The 21,453-nt window shown below is 70.8% G+C and carries 18 protein-coding genes; all 18 read left to right on the top strand.

The window, feature by feature from the left end; genetic code table 11:
- The first annotated feature begins 30 nt into the window (after positions 1 to 30).
- Positions 31 to 996 carry an AAA family ATPase gene (locus NFR93_RS08020; protein WP_251451739.1) on the top strand — a complete coding sequence of 322 codons (966 nt, stop codon included), beginning with the start codon at positions 31 to 33 and terminating at the stop codon, positions 994 to 996.
- A complete protein-coding gene (locus NFR93_RS08015; RefSeq protein ID WP_251451737.1) occupies positions 993 to 2,372 on the top strand; it encodes a DUF58 domain-containing protein in 1,380 nt (459 codons plus the stop codon). Before NFR93_RS08020 ends, NFR93_RS08015 begins: the two co-directional genes overlap by 4 nt.
- Positions 2,369 to 4,879, top strand: coding sequence for a transglutaminase domain-containing protein (locus NFR93_RS08010; RefSeq protein WP_251451735.1), 2,511 nt, complete (start codon positions 2,369 to 2,371; stop codon positions 4,877 to 4,879). The genes NFR93_RS08015 and NFR93_RS08010 overlap by 4 nt, the downstream gene beginning before the upstream one ends.
- Entirely contained in the window at positions 4,876 to 6,294 is a 1,419-nt protein-coding gene (locus tag NFR93_RS08005) for a DUF5684 domain-containing protein (RefSeq protein WP_251451734.1), read from the top strand. The genes NFR93_RS08010 and NFR93_RS08005 overlap by 4 nt, the downstream gene beginning before the upstream one ends.
- Positions 6,291 to 6,893, top strand: coding sequence for a hypothetical protein (locus NFR93_RS08000; RefSeq protein ID WP_251451732.1), 603 nt, complete (start codon positions 6,291 to 6,293; stop codon positions 6,891 to 6,893). The genes NFR93_RS08005 and NFR93_RS08000 overlap by 4 nt, the downstream gene beginning before the upstream one ends.
- A gap of 20 nt (positions 6,894 to 6,913) precedes the next feature.
- Positions 6,914 to 8,221 (top strand): RDD family protein, encoded by a 1,308-nt coding sequence (locus tag NFR93_RS07995; protein WP_251451729.1) that lies wholly within the window; start codon positions 6,914 to 6,916, stop codon positions 8,219 to 8,221.
- Positions 8,218 to 12,708, top strand: coding sequence for a type VII secretion EssC family protein (locus NFR93_RS07990; protein ID WP_251451726.1), 4,491 nt, complete (start codon positions 8,218 to 8,220; stop codon positions 12,706 to 12,708). Before NFR93_RS07995 ends, NFR93_RS07990 begins: the two co-directional genes overlap by 4 nt.
- A 138-nt stretch (positions 12,709 to 12,846) precedes the next feature.
- Positions 12,847 to 13,134, top strand: a complete 288-nt coding sequence (locus tag NFR93_RS07985) for a WXG100 family type VII secretion target (RefSeq protein ID WP_251451723.1) — start codon at positions 12,847 to 12,849, stop codon at positions 13,132 to 13,134.
- Positions 13,135 to 13,205: 71 nt separating this feature from the next.
- Positions 13,206 to 13,538 carry a hypothetical protein gene (locus tag NFR93_RS07980; protein WP_251451709.1) on the top strand — a complete coding sequence of 111 codons (333 nt, stop codon included), beginning with the start codon at positions 13,206 to 13,208 and terminating at the stop codon, positions 13,536 to 13,538.
- On the top strand, positions 13,538 to 14,827 hold the full coding sequence (locus NFR93_RS07975; RefSeq protein WP_251451707.1) for a hypothetical protein: 1,290 nt from the start codon (positions 13,538 to 13,540) through the stop codon (positions 14,825 to 14,827). Before NFR93_RS07980 ends, NFR93_RS07975 begins: the two co-directional genes overlap by 1 nt.
- Entirely contained in the window at positions 14,824 to 15,306 is a 483-nt protein-coding gene (locus NFR93_RS07970; protein ID WP_251451705.1) for a hypothetical protein, read from the top strand. Before NFR93_RS07975 ends, NFR93_RS07970 begins: the two co-directional genes overlap by 4 nt.
- The gene (locus NFR93_RS07965) at positions 15,303 to 15,887 is read left to right on the top strand and encodes a hypothetical protein (protein ID WP_251451704.1); all 585 of its coding nucleotides are present in this window, start codon (positions 15,303 to 15,305) and stop codon (positions 15,885 to 15,887) included. The genes NFR93_RS07970 and NFR93_RS07965 overlap by 4 nt, the downstream gene beginning before the upstream one ends.
- Entirely contained in the window at positions 15,884 to 16,477 is a 594-nt protein-coding gene (locus NFR93_RS07960) for a hypothetical protein (RefSeq protein ID WP_251451702.1), read from the top strand. The genes NFR93_RS07965 and NFR93_RS07960 overlap by 4 nt, the downstream gene beginning before the upstream one ends.
- Entirely contained in the window at positions 16,474 to 16,722 is a 249-nt protein-coding gene (locus NFR93_RS07955; protein ID WP_251451700.1) for a hypothetical protein, read from the top strand. The genes NFR93_RS07960 and NFR93_RS07955 overlap by 4 nt, the downstream gene beginning before the upstream one ends.
- Positions 16,723 to 16,984: 262 nt before the next feature.
- Positions 16,985 to 17,353: a 30S ribosomal protein S12 gene (rpsL, locus tag NFR93_RS07950; RefSeq protein ID WP_018171438.1), complete on the top strand. Its 369-nt coding sequence runs from the start codon at positions 16,985 to 16,987 to the stop codon at positions 17,351 to 17,353.
- A 5-nt stretch (positions 17,354 to 17,358) separates the two neighbouring features.
- The gene (gene rpsG, locus NFR93_RS07945; protein ID WP_251451697.1) at positions 17,359 to 17,829 is read left to right on the top strand and encodes a 30S ribosomal protein S7; all 471 of its coding nucleotides are present in this window, start codon (positions 17,359 to 17,361) and stop codon (positions 17,827 to 17,829) included.
- 110 nt (positions 17,830 to 17,939) lie between these two features.
- Entirely contained in the window at positions 17,940 to 20,054 is a 2,115-nt protein-coding gene (gene fusA / locus NFR93_RS07940; RefSeq protein ID WP_251451694.1) for an elongation factor G, read from the top strand.
- A 156-nt stretch (positions 20,055 to 20,210) separates the two neighbouring features.
- Complete coding sequence (tuf, locus tag NFR93_RS07935; protein WP_251451691.1) at positions 20,211 to 21,404, top strand: elongation factor Tu; 1,194 nt, start codon at positions 20,211 to 20,213, stop codon at positions 21,402 to 21,404.
- Positions 21,405 to 21,453 lie beyond the last annotated feature (49 nt).

Genomic DNA, 21,453 nt, shown 5'->3' with positions numbered 1-21,453 from the left:
CATCCGGCCGACTCACGACACGAGGAACACATGACCGTCACCGCAGAGCAGGCCGCCTGGTTCGCCCGTACCTTCGGGCAGCTCGCCGACAACGTCGAGCGGGCGGTGCTCGGCAAGCGCCACGTGGTCGAGCTCGTCCTCACGGCGATGCTCAGCGAGGGGCACGTCCTCCTCGAAGACGTGCCCGGCACGGGCAAGACCTCACTGGCCCGCGCGATGGGCCAGTCGGTGCAGGGGACCAACACCCGCATCCAGTTCACCCCCGACCTCCTTCCCGGTGACATCACGGGCGTCAGCGTGTACGACCAGAAAGAGGGCGTCTTCGAGTTCCACGCCGGCCCGATCTTCGCCAACATCGTGCTCGCGGACGAGATCAACCGCGCCAGCCCGAAGACGCAGGCGGCGCTGCTGGAGGTCATGGAGGAGGGGCGGGTGACGATCGACGGGGTCACCCGCAAGGTGGGCGTGCCGTTCCTGGTGCTTGCCACCCAGAACCCCGTCGAACAGGCGGGAACGTACCGGCTGCCCGAGGCGCAGCTGGACCGCTTCATGATGCGCACCTCGCTCGGGTACCCCGACCACGCCGCCACGGTGCGGATCCTCGACGGGGCCGCCGTCGCAACCGCCGATCTGCCGGCCATCATCACTCCGCAGACACTCATCGGCATGGCGGACGTCGCCGGGCAGGTCTACGTCGATGCCCTCGTCCTGGACTACATCGCCCGCCTCGTCGACGCGACGCGCTCGGCCGACGAGGTGCGGCTCGGCGTCAGCATCCGCGGCGCCCTGGCGCTGACCCGCGCCGTCCGCACCCGCGCAGCAGCGCAGGGGCGGACCTACGCGACCCCCGACGATGTCAAGGCGCTCGCCGTGGCGGTGCTCTCGCACCGCCTCATTCTCCACCCCGAGGCCGAGTTCGACGGGGTGACGCAGGAGGCCGTCATCGGCCAGGTGCTGCTCGACGTCGACCCGCCCAGCCGCCGAGAGGCCGTATGAGCCTCACCGAATCCCGTCTCACCCGCACGTCCGCGGTCACCGGCAGCGCCGGGGGCACCGAGCTCACGGCCACCGCGGCCGCGCGCCGCGAGGGCCCCGTGGCACGCGCGGCCCTGCGCGCGGTCGTGCAGTGGACGCGGGCGTCGGCGGCCGTCGACATCGCCCTCCACGCCGCCGCGCGCGCCGCCCTGAGCACCGTCCGTCCCGCCGGTGCGCTGATCGCGCTCGTCGCGACCGTGGGCCTGGTGCTGGGGATCTCGTTCGGCTGGGTGGAATGGATGACCGCGGGGGCGGCGGCGCTGCTCCTGCTGGTCGCCGCGGTCCCCTTCCTCTTCGGCGCACGCGCGTACGACGTCGACCTGACCCTGCAGCACGAGCGCGTCACCGCGGGTGACGACGTCGTCGGCGAGATCGTCGTGCGCAACCACGGCCCCCGGGCTGCGCTTCCCGGCCGCATCGACATCCCGGTGGGGGCGGGGCTGGTGGAGTTCGGGGTGCCGCTGCTGCGGCCCGGTCATCGGGTCGTCGAGCCCCTCGAGATCCCCGCGCTGCGCCGAGGGGTGGTGCGGATCGGGCCCGCCACGACGGTGCGCGGCGACCCCGTCGGGCTGCTGCGCCGGGAGCGATCGTTCGAGGACGTGCACGAGCTGTACGTCCACCCCCGCACGGTCGAGATCCCCACCACCAGCGCCGGGCTGATCCGCGACCTCGAGGGCAGCCCCACACGTCGGCTCGTCGACGCCGACATGTCGTTCCACGCCATCCGCGAGTACGCACCGGGAGACTCGCGCCGTCAGATCCACTGGAGGTCCACCGCCAAGACCGGGCGCCTGATGGTCCGCCAGTACGAGGAGTCCCGTCGCTCCCGCATGGCCGTGGTGCTCGCCGCCGCCCAGTCGGAGTACCTCGACGGCGAGGAGTACGAGCTCGCCGTCTCGTGCGCGGCCTCGCTCGGGCTGCGGGCCGTGCGCGACGCGCGCGAGGTCGCCGTCGTCACCGGCTCCCGCATCCCGCGCGTGGTGCGCGGGCGGGTACGCGCGATCCGCCACCTCCCCTCGGCTTCCCCCCGCGCGCTCCTCGACGGTTTCAGCGGTGTCGATCTGCTCGAGAGCACGATGTCCGTGGCGGATGTGTGCCGCCTGGCGGCGGAGTCGGCGCGGAACCTGTCGATCGCCTTCGTCGTGGTCGGCTCCACGGTGGGTCTCACCCGACTGCAGCAGGCGGCGCTGGCTTTCGGCTCCGACACGGTCGTCGTCGGCGTCGTCTGCGATGAGCGCGCCCACCCCCGCATGCGCGCGGTGTCGGGCATGAACGTCCTCACCGTCGGCACCCTCGACGACCTCTCCGGGCTGCTTCTGCGCGGGGCCGCGTCGTGAGCCGGCGAACGGATGCCGCACCCCGCACGCCGGCGCGGGGCGGCGCCTTCGCGCGCGTCGCCGCGGGACTGGTGTTCGGGGCGGCCGTCGCGGCACTCGCGCTCGCCGCGGCCTGGCCGGTGTACCGAACACCCTGGCTCGCCGTCACCGCTGGTGGCGCGGTCCTCGCAGCGATCCTGATCGCGGCCGTCAGCGCCCGCCGCGGCTGGACCGGCTGGCCCACCGCCGCCGTCGTCGCCGGCGCCTTCCTTCTCCTCGGAGTGCCGCTGGCCGTCCCCACCCGGACAGGGGATCCGGCATCCTTCGCCCGCGGGCTCGCGGAACTCGCGTCGGGGGTCGTCACCGGACCCAAGGATCTCGTGACCGTCGACCTCCCCGTCGGCGTGTACCGCAACCTCCTCGTCCCGGCGTTCCTCGTCTTCCTCGTCGGCATCGTCGTCCTGCTGCGGCTGGCGTGGCGTGCCGACCACGCCGCCTACGCCGCGGTGCCCGTCGCGATCGGCATGGTCTCGTTCGGTCTGCTGTTCGGCGCCGCCACCGTGAGCGACCCGCTGAGAGTGGGCTCTGTCGTCCTGTACGCGCCCGTCGAGACCGCCATAGGGGCGGGAACGCTCCTCACCTGCCTGCTGTGGCTCGCGTGGCGCGGTCATGACGAGCGGGAGCGAGCGCTCGCCCGCGCTGTCGCCGGAAGCGGGGTGCGCCCGTACCGCCGGTCCTCCGGCGTCGATCGCAGACGGACGGCGCTGGGGGCGGGGATGATCATCACCGCTCTGGCGGCGGCCGTCGCGGTCGTGCCGTTCGCGGCTCGCGGGGCCGAGCGCGATGTGCTGCGCGAGGCCGCCGGTCCCGAGCTGGCGATGTCGCGCGCCGTCAGCCCTCTCGTGGACTACCGCTCGCTGTTCGCCGACGACCGCGCCCGCGCAGAGCTGTTCACCGTCTCGTTCCAGGGCCCTGCACCGGAGCGGGTGCGGCTGGCGACCCTCGACGAATACGACGGCAGCGTCTTCCGCAGCGGCACCGAGGGCGCCGCCGCCGACGCCCGGTTCGTGAGAGTGCCGGCGATGCTGGATGCCCGGGGCGCAGGGGCGGCCGATGTCGAGATCCGGATCGCGGAGTGGTCCGAGATCTGGATGCCGACCGTCGCCGGCGCGACCTCGGTGGGCTTCGACGGTCCGCGGGCCTCCGCCCTCGCCGACGGCTTCTACTACAACCGCGATGCGGCCGCCGGTGTGCAGACCGCGGGCGGCGGCCTCGCGCCCGGCGACGTCGTGCGCATCGAGGCGTCCGTGATCGCCGACCCTGCACTGCAGACGCTGGTCGCTCCGGAAGCGCCGGCCTCGGCGGTGCCCGCGCCCGAGGCGCTGCGCACGTGGACGGACCGGCACGCGAAGGGCACGGACGGCGCCGCGCTCGCCGACCTCGTCGATCTCCTCCGCGAGCGCGGCTACCTCAGCCACGCCCTGACCGCCGGAGAGGAGCCGGCCGTCTGGACGCGGTCGCTCGGGGATTACGCGTTCCAGCCGAGCGCGGCCGGCCATTCGCTGGCCCGCATCCAGACCATGTTCACCCGGCTCCTCGAGCGCGAGACCGATCCGCGTGCGGCGGCGACCGGGAGCTACGTCGCCGCCGTCGGCGACGACGAGCAGTTCGCCACCGCGGTCGCCCTCATCGCGCGCGAGCTCGGATTCCCCGCGCGCGTGGTCGTCGGGGTGCGGCTGCACAGCGATGACCCCGGCCTCACCGTGTGCGAGGACGCCGTCTGCAGTGGCGAGGATGTCGCGGCGTGGACCGAGGTCCAGTCCGCGGACGGCGCGTGGGCGCCGATCGACGTGACGCCGCAGCACGAGGTCTCTCCCGCGCTCGATGTCACCGAGCAGCGGGATCCCGAGAACGTCACCGATGTGCGCCCGGATGCCGTCGAAGAGGTCGTGCCGCCCGAGCCGCTGCAAGAGGACACCGTGCGGCGCGACGACGAAACCGCGGCGACGGGGCCCGACCTGGCGTGGCTGTGGCCCGTCCTGCGCATCGCGGGCATCCTGTCGCTGGCGCTTCTGGTCCTGATCGGCCCGTTCGCGGTGGTGCTCGCGGCCAAGGCCTCCCGCCGCCGCAGCCGACGACGCGCGCCGACGCCCGCAGCCCGGGTGGCCGGCGGCTGGGACGAGTACGTCGACGCGGCGGTGGATGCCGGTCGCGAGGCGCCGCGCAGGCTCACCCGGCACGAGCTCGCCGCGTCCTTCGGCACCGCCCACGGCGGGCTGCTGGCCGTCGAGGCCGACCGTGCGGTCTTCTCGGGGTCCGTCCTCGCGGCGGAGGACGCGGCCGCCTTCTGGCGCGTCGTCGAAGGGGAGCGGCGCGCCCTCGCCCGCAGCCGGGGGTTCTGGCGCCGGATCGCCATGACCGTATCGTTGAGATCGTTCATCCGTCAGCTGGCGCCTTCGGGCACCGCGAAGCGCCTTGCCGAGAGGGGGAAGCGCCGGGCCATCGGCCTCGCGCGCACATCGCCATGACCACCGCAGACACCACCATGGTCACCACCCTCGCGCTCACCTCGACGCTGCTGTCGGTCGTCGTCTACGTCTGGGTCGCGCTCGCCCTGGCCGCCGTCTTCCGCAAGAGCGGCGAAGAGTCGTTCAAGGCGTGGGTGCCGTTCCTCAACGTGTACACGCTGCTGCAGCTCGGCGGCATGTCGGGGTGGCTGGTGCTCCTGGTCTTCATCCCCTTCCTCGGCGCACTCGCGCTGTGGATCGCCCTCGTGGTCGCGTGCCATCGCATCAACTCGGCGTTCGGCCTCGGCGTCGGCATGACGGTCCTCGCCGCCCTGGTGCTGCCGGTCTGGGCGACGATCGTCGGGTTCGGCCCCGCACGCTGGCTCGGAGCGGAGTCCGGTCCGCTGCGTGCGCGCTCGACCGCGGCGGAGCCGCCCCTCGCGGCGCCGCCGCGCACGCCGGGACCGCTGTTCGGCACGCCGCCCGTCGATCCGGATCCTCACGAGTCGTCGCCCGCAACCGCAGGTCGGCCCGCACCGGCGTCCCGCCCGCACCTGCGACCGCCTCGTTTTCCACGCCCGCGTCGGCAGCCCGGCCCGCGCCGCCCGCGCCCGCGTCTCCTGCAGCTCCTGCCCCCGTCGCGCCCGGGACGCCCGCGTCCCCGTCGAACGGCTGGCTCCGCCTCCGATCGCCCCCATGCCCCGGTCGACGCGGGTGCCCGAAGACGACGACGAGGTCACCGGCGCGATCAGCGGCGCACCGGGCCCGATCGCCGCCGTCCCGGGTCGCCCTCACGACGAGGAGCCGGCGCCGGCCGCGCGTCCGCGTCCCGACCGGCGCCCGCGGAGGATGTCTTCGCAGCCCCGCCCGCCGTCACCCGTATCCCGGCGCCTCCCCGCCCCGCCGAGGAGCCGTGGGCGCCGTCCCGGTCGCCGATGCCCGAACCCGACGGGTTCCCCGAAGCGTCGGGGGAGGTCTCGGCCGTGGCCGGGGCGCCCACCTCGGGGAACCCGCGCTCCGCGCTGTCGGCCGTCTCGGCACAGCACAGCCGGCCCGAGATCCCCGAAGACATCGACCACACCGTGATCGCCCATCGCCGGCGCGTCTCCTGGGTGCTGGTGCTGCCGACGGGCACGCCGGTATCGCTCACCGAGGAGGTCGTCCTGGTGGGACGCAGGCCCTCGCGCTCCTCGGCCTTCCCCGGGGCGCAGTTGGTCGAGATCGATGACGGCACCGTCTCGAAGACCCACCTGCGCCTCGAGAAGGACGGTGAAGGCTGGCGCGTCGTGGACCTGCACTCCACGAACGGCACGGTGCTCATGAGCAGCGACGGTGCCGAGACCGAGATCGCTCCCGGCACTTCGCACCCCGCGCCCGCGCGACTCCTCGTCGGTGACGCCGAGGTGCGCCTGGTCCCGGACGACCAGGCTCGATGAGCGAACCCGACGACGACACGATCCGCTCGGCGCGGTCGCGTGCCGGCGCATCCGCGGACGAGACCCCGGACGACGAGACCGTGGTCTCTCGCCGCCGGGCCGCTCCGGACGACGAGACCGTGGTCTCTCGCCGCCGGGCCGCTCCGGACGACGAGACCGTGATCTCTCACCGCCGGGCCGCGGTGCCGGCCGCCCTGCCCGATGACACGGCGCCCGACGACACGGTGGTCTCGGTGCGCCGGGGCGTCGCGGACGACACCGTGATCTCGGCCCGCCGCGGCGCGTCCGCGAGCACCGTCCCGGCACCGATGCGTCGGAAGCCGCCTGCCGCCGCCGAAGAGCGCACCGAAGGCCTGCGCCGGGCCGAGCTCCCCGACGCGGGCGCACTGCGGAAGCGGTACGCTCCGCGGCACGCCGACCCGGTGCGCATCGCTCGCCCCGAACCGCAGCAGGCCCCGTCCGGGGGACCGGTGATCGACCACGACGAGGCGCGGCGCGCCCGGCGCGTTCGCGTGCGACGTCATATGGTCGTCGGAGTGCTCGTGGGCGCGGGGGTCCTGCTCGCCGCGCTCGCCGTGCTCGCCCTGCTGCAGATGTGACGCGCCCTCGAGGAATGACCATGACCGATACCGCCACCGCGCCTTCATCCGCGACCTTCGGCGACGAACACGCCGACGACGCCGACCCCGCCGTCGCGGCGGCGCTGGGAATCGTCCCGGCCACACCGGGAGTCCGCGCCCTGGCCTTCTCGATCGACCTGGCTCTGTGGGGGATGCTGGTGGCGCCGGCCGTCGCGGGTGCGGTGCTGCTCACGGTGAACGGCCCGCGGGCCGATGTCGTGCTGTCGATCGTCCTTCTCATCGTCGGTGCGGCGGCGTCCGCACTGTTCGGACTGATCCAGTTGATCGTGCACGGCCGTCGTGGGGTCACCGTGGGCAAGGCCGCGCTGCGTCTGCGCTCGGTCCGTGCGACCGACTACGGCCGACCGGGTTTCGGTCGCGTCGTGCTGCGGGCCCTCGTGCTGTGGCTGAGCGGCATCGTGCCCGTCGTCGGTCCCGCGGTTCTGTTCGCCTCGAGCCTGTGGGATCCGCAGCGGCGCGGGCGCAGCATCCTGGATCGCGTCGGCAGGCTGTGGCTCATCGATGCGCGCGCGGGCCTGGACCCCTTCGACGCCAAGGCGCTGCGGCACGCGCGCCGGGCGCTCCGCCCCCGCACGGACGGCCTGAACGAGCATCTGCCCCCCATGGCCACCGGCGTCGAAGTCGGCGTGGAGGACGCGCTGCGGATCCCCGACGACCGCTCGCGCGCCGGCGTCGTCGGGCCCGGGGGAACGGGAGCGCGGTGGGAGCTGGCGCTGTCGGCGCCGCCGCCGGAGCTCATCGACGGCGTCCCCGGGGCCGAGCCCACGGCACTGCCCGAGCCCGCACCCACGATTCCGACCGCCGCATTCCACGCTCCGGTCGCCACCGTCGACCCCGCCGCCGCTGCGGCCTCTGCCACCGCCGCCGCCCTGCCCGCCGAACCGGCCCCCGCGCCCGATGTCGTCGCCGTCGCCGGCGCCGGCCCGGCCGGGGTGCCCCGTCGGGCGCAGCAGATCGTCCGCTTCGACGACGGGTCCCTCGTCCGGGTCCCCGCGTTCGGGCTGGTGGGCCGCGATCCCGAGCCGGCGCAGGGTGAAGCCGTCGACGCGCTGATCCGCCTCGAGGATCCCGAGCGTCTCATGTCGAAGACGCACGCGGCCTTCGGGCAAGACCTCGACGGCGTGTGGGTCCGCGACCGGGCCTCGCGCAACGGCACACAGCTGCGCTCTCCGGAGGGCGAGGTGGCGGATGTGCCGTCCGACGAGGCGGTGCGGGTCCTCCCGGGGTGGACCGTGCAGGTGGGCGGACGCTCGTTCGCGGTGATTGCGAGAGGTGCTGATTCGTGAAGCTCAAGCTGGGACTGCGGCGGGGCGTGGGGACCACGGTCGACGTGCTCATCACCGCCGACGCCACCGCCACCGTGCAGGACGTCGCGCACGCGCTGTCGGACGGCGACGCGCTCGCGGCGGGCGGTGGCGTGAACGCCAGCGAGGTGCCCACGCTCCTCGTCGCCTCGCCCGCGGGTCGCCCCGTCCAGCTCGACCCGACGTCGCTGGTCGGCGAGGCGCCGATCGGCTCGGGGTTCGACGCCTCCATCGTCCCCGCCGTCCCCGCCGCCGGTGCGGGTGGCCCGACGGCCGCGATCATGCGCATCCACAGCGGTCCGGACGCCGGCCGCACCGTCCCGCTTCCGGCGGGCGCCAGCGTCATCGGGCGTGTCGCGCCCGCCCAGGTGATCCTCGACGACCCGCTGGTGTCCAAGCGCCACGCCCGCGTCGAAGTGGACGAGGGCATCGAGCTCATCGACCTCAACTCCGCGAACGGCCTCGTGGTGGACGGCGGACTCGTCCAGCGCGTGCGCGTCATCCCCGGCAAGACGATCACACTCGGGGCCACCGACGTGTCGTTCGAGCTCGTGCCGCGCGTGGGCGGCGCCGACGGCCGCGTGCTCGAGCGCGGCGGCGCTCTGATGTTCAACCGGTCTCCCCGCGTGGAGGACCGCTACACGGGCCGCGAGTTCCGGCATCCGATCATCCCCACCGAAGCCGACCCCCGCATCTTCCCGTGGCCGATGATCATGGCGCCGGTCCTGCTCGGGCTCGGCATGTTCGCCCTCACCCAGCGACCCACGTCGCTGCTGATCGTGGCCATGGCGCCGCTGATGATGCTCGGCAACTTCATCGGCCAGCGCACCCAGCAGGGCAAGAAGCTGCAGCTCGAGATCGAGACGTTCGAGACGCAGCTCGAAGAGCTCGAGGACACCCTCGCCCACGAAGAGACGGTCGAACGGGATCGCCGGCGCGCCGAGGCCCCGGCGACGGCCACCGTCTACCAGAACGCCACATCACTGGGCTCGCTGCTGTGGACGCGGCGGCCCGAGCACTGGAACTTCCTCGGTCTGCGGCTGGGTGTGGGAGTCGGCCGCAGTCGCAACACCGTCCAGGAGCCGACCGATCAGCGTGGGATCGCCCAGTACGCCAAAGAGGTCGCCCGCGTGCGGGACCGCTTCGCGGACGTCGAAGGGGTGCCCGTCATCGAGCTGCTGCCCTCGGCGGGCGCCATCGGCATCGCGGGCCCGCGCGAGCTGGCGGCCGACGTGGTCCGCGGGCTGGGGGTGCAGCTGTTCGGACTCCACGCCCCGAACGAGGTCGTCACGGCGGCCATCGTCGATCCGGGCTGGACGCGCGACATGGAGTGGATGAAGTGGCTGCCGCACACCACCAGCCCTCGATCGCCCTTCGCCGAGATGGCGCTCGCCGACAGCCAGTCCGCCGGAACCGCCCTGCTCAACGGCCTCGAGGAGGCCATCCTCGAGCGGCTCTCCGGGTCGGCGACCCGCCGCGGGCCGGTCGGCGAGAAGGACGCGTCGATGTCGCTCGGCAAGTACGTCGGCGAGCAGGCCGATCGCGGCTCGGGCGGCGTCGGGGACGTCTCGCTCGTGCTGTTCGTCACCCATGACGCGCCGGTGGACCGGCCGCGCCTGACCCAGGTGATCGAACGGGGCCCGGATGCCGGGGTCTACACGATCTTCGTCGCGCCCACGGTGGAGTCCCTTCCGGCCGCGTGCCGCACCTTCATCGACGTCTCGGGCGGCCTCGACGAGGCCGTCGTCGGCTGGGTGCGCGCGGGCGAGCGCGCACAGGACGTGGCTGTGGAGGGAGTCTCGCGCGAGTACGCCGAGATCTTCGCCAAGCGGCTGGCCCCGGTCGTGGATTCCAGCTCGGTCGCCGCGGACTCCTCCGACCTCCCCGCCAGCGTCTCACTGCTGCGTCTCATCGGAACCGACATGGCCACCGAGCCGCAGGCGGCGATCGAGCGCTGGCGCCAGAACAACTCCATCGTCGACCGCGCGCGCGGTCCGCGTCCGCGCCTGAAACGCGCCGGCACGCTGAAGGCCTACATCGGACAGGGCAGTCCCGACGCGATGTCGCTGGATCTGCGCACCCAGGGCCCGCACGCCCTCGTGGGCGGCACCACGGGATCGGGCAAGTCGGAGTTCCTGCAGGCGTGGGTGCTGGGGATGGCCGCCGAATACAGCCCCGACCGGGTGACCTTCCTGTTCGTCGACTACAAGGGCGGCTCGGCGTTCGCCGACTGCGTCGACCTGCCCCACTGCGTGGGCCTGGTCACCGACCTCAGCCCGCACCTGGTGCGCCGGGCGCTCACGAGCCTCCGCGCCGAGCTCCATCATCGCGAGCATCTGTTCAATCGCAAGAAGGCCAAGGATCTCCTCGAGCTCGAGAAGCGCCAGGACCCCGAGACCCCGCCCGCGCTGGTCCTCGTCATCGACGAGTTCGCCGCCCTCGCCACCGAGGTGCCCGAGTTCGTCGACGGCGTGGTCGACATCGCCCAGCGAGGCCGCTCGCTCGGCATCCACCTGATCATGGCCACGCAGCGACCGGCCGGCGTCATCAAGGACAACCTGCGCGCCAACACCAACCTGCGCGTGGCGCTGCGCATGGCCGACGCAGCCGACTCGAACGACGTGGTCGGCGACGTCGTCGCCTCGACCTTCGACCCGTCGATCCCGGGACGCGGCATCGCCAAGACCGGTCCGGGACGCCTGGTGCCCTTCCAGTCCGGCTACGCCGGCGGCTGGACCACCGACGAGCCCGACCGTGCCCAGGTGCGCGTGGCCGAGCTGCGCTTCGGATCCGTGACGCTGTGGGAGCAGGAGGGCGACCGCGAATCCGACACGCACGACGAGGACCTGGGACCGAACGACCAGAAGCGCCTGGTCGCCAACCTCGTCCGCGCCTCGCAGGAAGCCGCCATCCCCGCTCCGCGCAGGCCCTGGCTCGACGACCTCGCCACCACCATCGACCTGCGCGACCTCCCGCTCGAAGGCGACGGCCGCATCCCGATCGGCCTCGCCGACATCCCGCAGCGTCAGCGTCAGGAGGCGGTGTACTTCACTCCCGACACCGACGGCCACATGCTGGTCTACGGCACGAGCGGCGCCGGGAAGAGCGCCGCGCTGCGCACGATCGCCATCGGCGCCGGAGCGCGCCCCGACGCCGGTCGGGTCGAGGTGTACGGCATCGACTTCGGCACCGGTTCGCTGCGCTCGCTCGAGATCATGCCGCACGTGGGCTCGATCGTCTCGGGGGACGACGCCGAGCGCGTGCAGCGGCTGCTGCGCACCCTGCGGGGCGTCCTCGACGACCGCGCCAAGCGGTTCTCGGCCGTCAACGCCGCGACGCTCACCGAGTACCGCCAGATCAGCGGCGACACCGCAGAGCCGCGCATCCTCGTGCTCATCGACGGCTTCGGCGTCTTCAAGCAGGACTGGGAGACCACCTCGAGCCGCGCGCCGTTCTACGCGATCTTCATGCGGATGCTGGGCGAAGGACGTCCGCTCGGTGTGCACGTCGTCGCGACCGCGGACCGCTACGGCGCCGTGCCCACCGCGGTCAGCGCCAACGTCACCAAGCGCATCGTCCTGCGGATGAGCGACGAAGGCGCGTATTCGATCCTCGGCGTGCCCAAGGACGTGCTCGATGAGCGCAGCGCTCCCGGCCGCGCCATCGTCGACGGGCTTGAGACGCAGGTCGCCGTCATCGGCGGCACCACCAACGTCGCCGAGCAGAACGCCGCGGCCGAGGCCTTCGCCGCGCGTCTGAGGTCGGATGGCGCCGTCGAGGCCGGCGACGTCGGTGCGCTGCCGACCGAGCTCGACGCGTCGCGGCTGCCGGCGCGGGTGGGGGAGTTCCCGGTCCTCGGCATCGGCGACGACACCCTCGGGCCCAAGGGGTTCGAGCCCATCGGGACCTTCGTCGTGGCAGGGCCGCCGCAGAGCGGCAAGACCACGGCCCTGCGCGGGATCGTGGCCGCTCTCGAGCGCTTCGACCCCGCGGTGCGCTTGTTCCACATCGGCGGGCGGCGCGCGGCGCTGAAGGATCACCGGTCGTGGGAGCGCGCGGAGTCTCAGATCGAGGAGGTGCGCGCCCTGGCGAAGGAGCTCAAGGAGATGGTGGCCCAGGAGCCGGCCGCCTCTCGCATCGTCGTCGTCGTCGAGAACATCACCGAGTTCAGCGACACCGACGCCGAGCGGCCGTTGAAGGAGCTCTTCCAGGCCGTCAACCGCAGCGATCACTTCCTCGTCGCCGACGGCGACGTCGCCCAGCTCTCCAGCGGGTTCGGTCTCATCGGCGAGCTCAAGGCGGGCCGGCACGGGGTGGCGCTGCGGCCGGAGTCGTACGACGGCGAGTCGCTGTTCAAGCTGCCGTTCCCGAAGGTGCAGCGCCACGAGTTCCCCGCCGGCCGCGGTCTGTTCGTCGAGAACGGGCAGATCGTGACGGTGCAGCTGCCCCTTGTCCCGGCGGGGAGCTGACCTCACCGCCGGCTCGGTCGACCCCGGCTGCGGATACCGCGGGTGATGGATGGGGAATCCTCCCCATGGGCACCGCGACCGGGGGTCGGTTAGCGTGGGGGCAGTCGGATGGACCGGCGATTTTCGGAGGGGATTCTGATGGCTGATTTCAAGGCTTCGTATGGCGAGATGGAGGCCATGGCCGGCAAGCTGGACTCGGGTCGTGAGGAGATCGGTGACACGCTGCGCCGCCTCAAGAGCGACGTGGACCGCCTGCTGGGCGACGACTTCAAGACGCAGCACGCGTCGGGCAAGTTCGGCGAGGGCTACAACGAGCTGACCACGGGCCTGGAGAAGGCCATCGAGGGCATCTCGGACATGGGTGAGTCGCTGCGCAAGATGATGCAGGCGATCAAGGACACCGACCAGGCGCTCGCCGGCAGCTGACGGCATGACGCGGACGCCGGCGTGGAAGCCGGCGTCCGCGTCCCGGTTCTCGAGAACGATCAGGGGGAAAGATGGCCGACATCATGCTCGACCTCGAGCGGCTGCGCGAAGCGCAGGCGGGGGTCGCCGCGGCTGTGGCGGAGTTCAAGGACGCGTCCGACATCAACAACGATCTCGAGGAGGCCATCGGCCGCCCCGATGACCGCAGCGCGCTGCGCGACAAGGCCTCCGATTTCGAGTCGGCGTGGAACGGCAAGCGCGACACCCTGACCGAGAACCTCGAGAACATCAACAAGCAGCTCAAGAGCATCATCGACGGCTGGAACGAGTGGGACACCACCACCGCCGGCGACCTCGAAGGCGCGACCGAGCAGACCACCACCAACGTGAACAGGGTCGCCTGATGCGCTCGCCGGTGGGCGGCCACGAGCTTCGCCAGCTCGAGGGCAACGCCGAGAAGATCTGGGAGCGCGGCGACAAGTGGGTCAAGCTCTCGAACGTCATGGAGAGCACGGCGACCGAGCTCGCCGCGATCGGCGACTCCTCGGTGCACAAGAGCAAGGGCACCGACAAGCTCGCCGAGATGGCAGCCGAGAGCGTCGACGACCTCAAGAAGGCGGCGGTGCGCTACGACGAGACCGGTCGCGCGCTTCGCAAGTACGGCAACGCGCTCGACACCGCGAAGACCTGGCTGCGGAACAACATGGCCGACGTCGAGGCGGCCGAGCTGGCCTACCAGTCCGCGATCGAGGCGAAGGCCGACGCGAAGAGCGCTCAGGACTCGCTCGAGCGCGTCTGGGTGTGGGAGGACGATCCCACGCAGACCGAGCTGAACGCCGCCCGCGACGCCGTCGCCGATGCGAACGGCGCGCTGGACAGCGCGGAGACGAAGCGCGACGAACTGTGGACGGCCTTCGACCAGGTGTTCGAGAAGTGGTCGAACGCCTACGACGACGCCGTCGAAGACATCCAGAAGGCGATGGAGAGCGCCAAGAACAACGACGGCTTCTGGGAGTTCGTCGACTCGGCGCTCAACGTCATCGCCATCGTGATGATCGTGCTCAGCGTCATCGCGCTGATCATCGGCGCGCCGCTCGTGGGTCTGCTGGGCATGGTCCTGCTGGGGCTGACCCTCTTGACCGTGGCGCTGACGGCGTTGAAGTTCGCCTTCGGCCGGGCCACCCTCAGCGACCTCGCGTGGAGCCTGGTGGGACTGCTGCCCTTCGGCATCGGCAAGATCCTCTCCAAGGGTGCGCCCGTGCTCTCCACGATCATCCGCTCCGGCCGCGGCACGGTCACCGGCGCGATCCGGGCGGGACTGCCGCAGGTCGCACTGCGCCGGCCGACGACCTGGGTGTCGCCGCTGCGCTCGCTCGTCGCCCCGGTGCGCTCGTGGCTCGCGCTGCCGCGGCCCGGCATGTTCGTCAACCCGTTCCGGTCGCTGGCGATGGGCGGCTCCGAAGCGGTGCAGGTCCAGAACTTCCTCAACACGATGCGGTCGTCGCAGTGGGGCTCGAACCCCGCGGTGCGCGACTTCATCGTGCGCACGACGGGCACGCTGCCCGGCCGTGGCGAGCAGATCCTCAACGTCGGACTGTGGACGTCGTTCACCGCGAACGACGCGCTCGGCGTCGCCGGACTGCAGCCCGACATCCCCGTGCTGGAGGACATACAGGTACCGTGGGGACGGTGACCACGACGGCGACCGCCCCCGCACTCCGCGTCGCGGGAGTGGTCTACGTGGTCTGCCAGTGGGTGCCGGCCGCGATCCTCGTGGTCTTCCTCGTGGCGTCGCTGCTGCTCTCGGGCGCTCAGGTGACGGCCGCGGGGTCTCCCGCGTGGGACCAGGTCGTGCCGTTCCCGGTGTTCCCGGTGCCGGTGTGGCTGCTGCTCGTCCCCGCGGTCATCGGCCTCGGTGCCGGACTGACGTGGGCGCTGACCGCGCGGCCCGAGGAGGCCCCCGCGCTCACCGGCGCGATCGGCCCCACGGTCGCCGCCGCGATGGCTCCGGGCTTCTTCATCCTCGCCCACCTCGGCGCAGACGACGCCCCGCCGTACGGGTACGTCCTCGCAGTGACGGCGATCTCGCTCGCAGTGATCGTCGCGGCATCCGTCATCGCGGGGGCCCGTGCCACGGCCGCCCGCCACGAATCCCCGAAGGGCGAAGCATGACCGACGACGTCGCCACGGCCCCGGCGCCGACCGGCTTCCACATCATGATGCCGCCCGGGTGGTCGCGCTATCTCGTCGACGACGAGGGCAAGCGGGCGCTCATCGCCCAGATCAGCCGGCGCATGCGCGAGCTGTCGCGCCCCGACCTCGATGCCGAGGCGCGGACCCTCGTCGAAGTGCAGTGGCGCAAGCTGCGCAGTGCGCGGATCACCGCGATCTATCTGCCGGGCGAGGGCGACGAGGTGCTGCCGACCGCGAGCATCGCCGTCCGCCAGCACGCGGCGCCCGCCGGCACCGACTTCGCCCAGTCGCTGCGCGCTGTCACGTCCGCTCCGATCGAGACCTTCGACACCCCCATCGGCACCGTGCTGCGGTGGGTGGAGGAGACCCGCGGCGAAGGTGAGATCGCCGAGATCCGCAGTCGTCAGATCGGCTACGGCTTCCCGCTCCCGGGTGCCGGTGAGCGGCGCGGGCTCGTCTTCCTCGCCGCCACGCCCTACCTGGACGACTCGTCCGAAGACATGGTCGACGCGCTGACCGAACGCGTCGACACGATCATGGAGACCTTCCGCTGGCGATGACCCTCGAATACACGATCGAGCTCGATCACTCCGTCTGGATCCCCGTCCCGCTGGCCTTCCCCTGGAACGGCTACGAGGACGTCGCTTCGTGGTCGCAGGACGTGAGCACCGCGCTCACCACGGGCATCGACGCGCCCGACGACGTGCGTGCGCGACTCCGCGACGCCGCGCAGGCGATGTCGGAGGTCGACCCACCGCTCCCCGGCGCCCTCGAACGCTTCTGGCACCTCCCCGAGCAGGGCGGCCCCGAGCGCCTCGTGCACCTCTACGTCACCTCCACCGAGGCGACCACCGCCGAGGAGCTCGCGCAGCTGGCCCGGGCCGGGGTCGGCGGTTTCGTGCAGACCGTCACGGTGCTCGAGGACACCGGGTTCGACGTCGCGATGCGCGCCGTGGTGCTCACCGAGATCCCGGATCGCTCCCTCACGGTGCTGCGCTGCCTCGGTCTGGCGGACGGGTACGTCTTCGTCATCGAGCTCATCGAAGAGCACACCGCCGTGGTCGAAGAGCTCGAGCCTGTCGTCGAGGCGCTCTTCCGCTCGATCCGGCTGCGGGGCCGCACGCCCGTCCACGCCGAGGCGGCCTCGTGATCCTCCGCGTCGGCCTGCTCGTCGTCGGGCTCCTCCTCCTGGTGTTCCTCGGCTGGGGCGCGATCAGCTCATGGGTCACCGTCTTCACCGTCGGTCCGGACGCACCGCTGTCCGCCTCCGGCCGCGGCACGGGGGAGGGCGAGACCACCGCCCTCGTCGGCGCCATCGTCTTCACGGTGTTCGCGCTGCTGAGCGCGGGCGCGGTCCTGGCTTCCGCGTACGTCCTCCGTCGCCGGCGGGCGTGAGCGGCGGCATCCCCCGCATCGGGGTTCGTTTGACCGCTCCTCCGGATCCCGCGTATCATTGATCGGGTGTGCGTTCGCGCGCGCCCTCCGACGTGCCTCGGCACCGAGAAGGGCAGCGGATGCCGCATCTCAGGGATCGGTCTGCGAACAGGCCGCCCCCACGGCATATCCACCAACCAATCCGCAGCAGGTTTCTGCCGCGCCGGTGGATCTGTGGTGAAACCACGACGCTGTCACCGTGCAGCACGAAAGAGGAGAGAACGTGCCAACCATTCAGCAGTTGGTTCGCAAGGGGCGTTCGCCGAAGGTCTCCAAGACCAAGGCGCCCGCTCTGAAGGCGAACCCGCAGCAGGCGGGCGTGTGCACCCGCGTGTACACGACCACGCCCAAGAAGCCGAACTCGGCGATGCGCAAGGTCGCACGTGTGAAGCTGCGCAACGGCACCGAGGTCACCGCGTACATCCCCGGTGAGGGCCACAACCTGCAGGAGCACTCGCTGGTGCTCGTGCGCGGCGGCCGTGTGAAGGACCTCCCCGGTGTCCGCTACAAGATCGTCCGCGGCGCCCTGGACACCCAGGCCGTCAAGAACCGCAAGCAGGCCCGTAGCCGCTACGGCGCGAAGAAGGGTTGAGTTAGATGCCTCGTAAGGGTCCCGCCCCGAAGCGCCCCGTCGTCAACGACCCGGTGTACGGTGCCCCCATCGTCACCCAGCTCGTGAACAAGATCCTCGTCGACGGCAAGAAGTCGCTCGCCGAGTCGATCGTGTACGACGCCCTCCGCGGCGTCGAGTCCAAGAACGGCCAGGACGCCGTCGCGACGCTCAAGAAGGCGCTCGACAACGTCCGCCCCACCCTCGAGGTCAAGAGCCGCCGCGTCGGCGGCTCGACCTACCAGGTTCCGGTCGAGGTCAAGCCGCACCGCGCGAACACGCTCGCGCTGCGCTGGCTCGTCAGCTACGCGAAGGGTCGTCGTGAGAAGACGATGACCGAGCGTCTGCAGAACGAGATCCTCGACGCCTCGAACGGCCTGGGTGCCGCGGTCAAGCGCCGCGAAGACACCCACAAGATGGCCGAGTCGAACCGCGCTTTCGCGCACTACCGCTGGTAAACCGTTTCGTCTCGCTTCGCTCGCTCGACGACCGGAGAACCCGGTCGTCGAGCGAGCGGCGAAGCCGAGACGAAACGCCCCCTGTACCGATCCAGACGTAAGGACACCCCGTGGCACAAGAAGTGCTCACCGACCTCAACAAGGTCCGCAACATCGGCATCATGGCGCACATCGATGCCGGCAAGACGACGACGACCGAGCGCATCCTGTTCTACACGGGCGTCAACCACAAGATCGGCGAGACGCACGACGGCGCTGCCACCACCGACTGGATGGAGCAGGAGCAGGAGCGTGGCATCACGATCACCTCTGCTGCGGTGACGTGCTTCTGGGAGAAGAACCAGATCAACATCATCGACACGCCCGGCCACGTCGACTTCACGGTCGAGGTCGAGCGTTCGCTGCGCGTCCTCGACGGCGCCGTCGCGGTGTTCGACGGCAAGGAGGGCGTGGAGCCCCAGTCCGAGACCGTGTGGCGTCAGGCCGACAAGTACGACGTCCCCCGCATCTGCTTCGTCAACAAGATGGACAAGCTGGGCGCCGACTTCTACTTCACCGTCGACACGATCGTGAACCGTCTGAAGGCCAAGCCCCTCGTGCTGCAGATCCCGATCGGCGCCGAGAACGACTTCGTCGGCGTGGTCGACCTCGTCTACGAACGGGCGCTCGTGTGGCCCGGCGACGCCAAGGGCGACGTGACGATGGGCGCGAAGTACGAGATCCAGGAGATCCCCGCCGACCTCGTCGAGAAGGCCGCCGAGTACCGCGAGAAGCTGCTCGAGACCGTCGCCGAGTCCGACGAGGTGCTGCTCGAGAAGCACTTCAGCGGTGAGGGCCTCACCCCCGAGGAGATCAAGGCCGCGATCCGCAAGATGACGATCGCCAGCGAGGTCTACCCCGTGCTGTGCGGCTCGGCGTTCAAGAACCGCGGTGTGCAGCCGATGCTCGACGCCGTCGTGGACTACCTGCCCTCGCCGCTGGACGTCCCGGCGATCGAGGCGCACGACCCGAAGAACGAAGAGAACATCATCGAGCGTCACGCCGATCGTGAAGAGCCGTTCGCGGCCCTCGCGTTCAAGATCGTGACCCACCCGTTCTTCGGTCGACTCACCTACATCCGCGTCTACTCGGGTCACCTCGACTCCGGTGCCCAGGTGGTCAACTCCACCAAGGGCAAGAAGGAGCGCATCGGGAAGATCTTCCAGATGCACGCCAACAAGGAGATGCCGGTCGACTCGGTCACCGCGGGGCACATCTACGCCGTGATCGGTCTGAAGGACACCACCACCGGTGACACCCTCTCGGACTCGAACAGCCAGGTCGTGCTCGAGTCGATGACCTTCCCCGAGCCGGTCATCGAGGTCGCGATCGAGCCCAAGACCAAGGCCGACCAGGAGAAGCTGGGTCTGGCGATCCAGAAGCTCGCCGAAGAGGACCCCACGTTCCGCGTCGAGCAGAACTCCGAGACCGGCCAGACGGTCATCAAGGGCATGGGCGAGCTGCACCTCGACATCCTCGTGGACCGCATGAAGCGCGAGTTCAAGGTCGAGGCCAACGTCGGAAAGCCCCAGGTCGCGTACCGCGAGACGATTCGCAAGACCGTCGAGCGTCACGACTACACGCACAAGAAGCAGACCGGTGGCTCCGGCCAGTTCGCGAAGATCCAGTTCGGCATCGAGCCGCTCGAGGTCACGGCCGAGAAGACGTACGAGTTCGAGAACAAGGTCACCGGTGGGCGCATCCCGCGCGAGTACATCCCCTCGGTGGATGCCGGCTTCCAGGACGCGATGAACGTCGGCGTGCTCGCCGGCTACCCGATGGTGGGCGTGAAGGCGATCCTCACCGACGGTGCCGCGCACGACGTCGACTCGTCCGAGATGGCGTTCAAGATCGCCGGGTCGATGGGCTTCAAGGAGGCCATCCGCAAGGCGAACCCCGTCATCCTCGAGCCGATCATGGCCGTCGAGGTGCGCACGCCCGAGGAGTACATGGGCGACGTCATCGGCGACCTGAACTCGCGTCGCGGTCAGATCCAGTCGATGGAGGACGCCGCCGGCGTCAAGGTGGTCCGTGCGAACGTGCCGCTGTCCGAGATGTTCGGCTACATCGGCGACCTGCGCTCCAAGACCTCCGGCCGCGCCGTCTACTCCATGGAGTTCGACAGCTACGCCGAGGTTCCGCGCAACGTCATGGACGAGATCGTCCAGAAGACCAAGGGCGAGTAACCCTTCCTCCGGGATGCTTCCACGACGAAGCATCCCGGAGTACAACTTCACACAGACCCATCAGAAACCTCTCTACTAAGGTGGAGACATCCCCGTAGAGATCCGGTCGCAAACCAGTGCCCGGCACCTCTACATGAACGTCCTGAGGAGGACCCAGTGGCCAAGGCCAAGTTCGAGCGGACCAAGCCGCACGTCAACATCGGAACGATCGGTCACGTCGACCACGGCAAGACCACGCTCACCGCTGCCATCTCGAAGGTGCTCGCCGACAAGTACCCGTCGGCCACCAACGTGCAGCGTGACTTCGCGTCGATCGACTCCGCTCCCGAAGAGCGTCAGCGCGGTATCACGATCAACATCTCCCACGTCGAGTACGAGACGCCGAAGCGCCACTACGCGCACGTCGACGCCCCGGGCCACGCGGACTACATCAAGAACATGATCACCGGTGCCGCCCAGATGGACGGCGCGATCCTCGTGGTCGCCGCCACCGACGGCCCGATGGCTCAGACCCGTGAGCACGTTCTGCTCGCCAAGCAGGTCGGCGTCCCCTACCTGCTCGTCGCGCTGAACAAGGCCGACATGGTCGACGACGAGGAGATCCTGGAGCTCGTCGAGCTCGAGGTCCGCGAGCTGCTGTCGTCGCAGGACTTCGACGGTGACAACGCCCCCGTCGTGCGCGTCTCGGGCCTGAAGGCTCTCGAGGGCGACGCCGAGTGGGTCGAGAAGATCGTCGAGCTCATGGAAGCCGTCGACGAGTCCATCCCGGACCCGGTGCGTGACAAGGACAAGCCGTTCCTCATGCCCGTCGAGGACGTCTTCACGATCACCGGTCGTGGCACGGTCGTCACCGGCCGCGCCGAGCGCGGTACCCTCGCCATCAACTCCGAGGTCGAGATCGTGGGTCTGCGCCCGACGCAGAAGACGACCGTCACCGGTATCGAGATGTTCCACAAGCAGCTCGACGAGGCCTGGGCCGGCGAGAACTGTGGTCTGCTCCTGCGCGGCACCAAGCGTGACGACGTCGAGCGCGGCCAGGTCGTCGTGAAGCCCGGTTCGGTCACCCCGCACACCAACTTCGAGGGCACGGCGTACATCCTGTCCAAGGACGAGGGCGGTCGCCACAACCCGTTCTTCACGAACTACCGTCCGCAGTTCTACTTCCGCACTACCGACGTCACCGGCGTCATCTCGCTGCCCGAGGGCACCGAGATGGTCATGCCCGGCGACACCACCGACATGACGGTCGAGCTGATCCAGCCGATCGCCATGGAGGAGGGCCTCGGCTTCGCGATCCGTGAGGGTGGCCGCACCGTCGGCGCCGGCACGGTCACGAAGATCCTGAAGTGATCTGACGCGATCTCGAGGGGGTCGGACCATTCGGTCCGGCCCCCTTTCG

Origin of the sequence: Microbacterium sp. Marseille-Q6648, assembly GCF_943181415.1 — a bacterium.
Taxonomy (GTDB): Bacteria; Actinomycetota; Actinomycetes; order Actinomycetales; family Microbacteriaceae; genus Microbacterium.
This window is presented reverse-complemented; position numbering and strand designations above follow the sequence as displayed.

Bases quoted from the DNA above. Each gene is read 5' to 3' on its own strand.
- NFR93_RS08020 (WP_251451739.1), top strand. From the start codon at position 31: ATGACCGTCACCGCAGAGCAGGCCGCCTGGTTCGCCCGTACCTTCGGG.
- NFR93_RS08015 (WP_251451737.1), top strand. From the start codon at position 993: ATGAGCCTCACCGAATCCCGTCTCACCCGCACGTCCGCGGTCACCGGC.
- NFR93_RS08005 (WP_251451734.1), top strand. From the start codon at position 4,876: ATGACCACCGCAGACACCACCATGGTCACCACCCTCGCGCTCACCTCG.
- NFR93_RS08000 (WP_251451732.1), top strand. From the start codon at position 6,291: ATGAGCGAACCCGACGACGACACGATCCGCTCGGCGCGGTCGCGTGCC.
- NFR93_RS07995 (WP_251451729.1), top strand. From the start codon at position 6,914: ATGACCGATACCGCCACCGCGCCTTCATCCGCGACCTTCGGCGACGAA.
- NFR93_RS07985 (WP_251451723.1), top strand. From the start codon at position 12,847: ATGGCTGATTTCAAGGCTTCGTATGGCGAGATGGAGGCCATGGCCGGC.
- NFR93_RS07980 (WP_251451709.1), top strand. From the start codon at position 13,206: ATGGCCGACATCATGCTCGACCTCGAGCGGCTGCGCGAAGCGCAGGCG.
- NFR93_RS07975 (WP_251451707.1), top strand. From the start codon at position 13,538: ATGCGCTCGCCGGTGGGCGGCCACGAGCTTCGCCAGCTCGAGGGCAAC.
- NFR93_RS07965 (WP_251451704.1), top strand. From the start codon at position 15,303: ATGACCGACGACGTCGCCACGGCCCCGGCGCCGACCGGCTTCCACATC.
- NFR93_RS07960 (WP_251451702.1), top strand. From the start codon at position 15,884: ATGACCCTCGAATACACGATCGAGCTCGATCACTCCGTCTGGATCCCC.
- rpsG (WP_251451697.1), top strand. From the start codon at position 17,359: ATGCCTCGTAAGGGTCCCGCCCCGAAGCGCCCCGTCGTCAACGACCCG.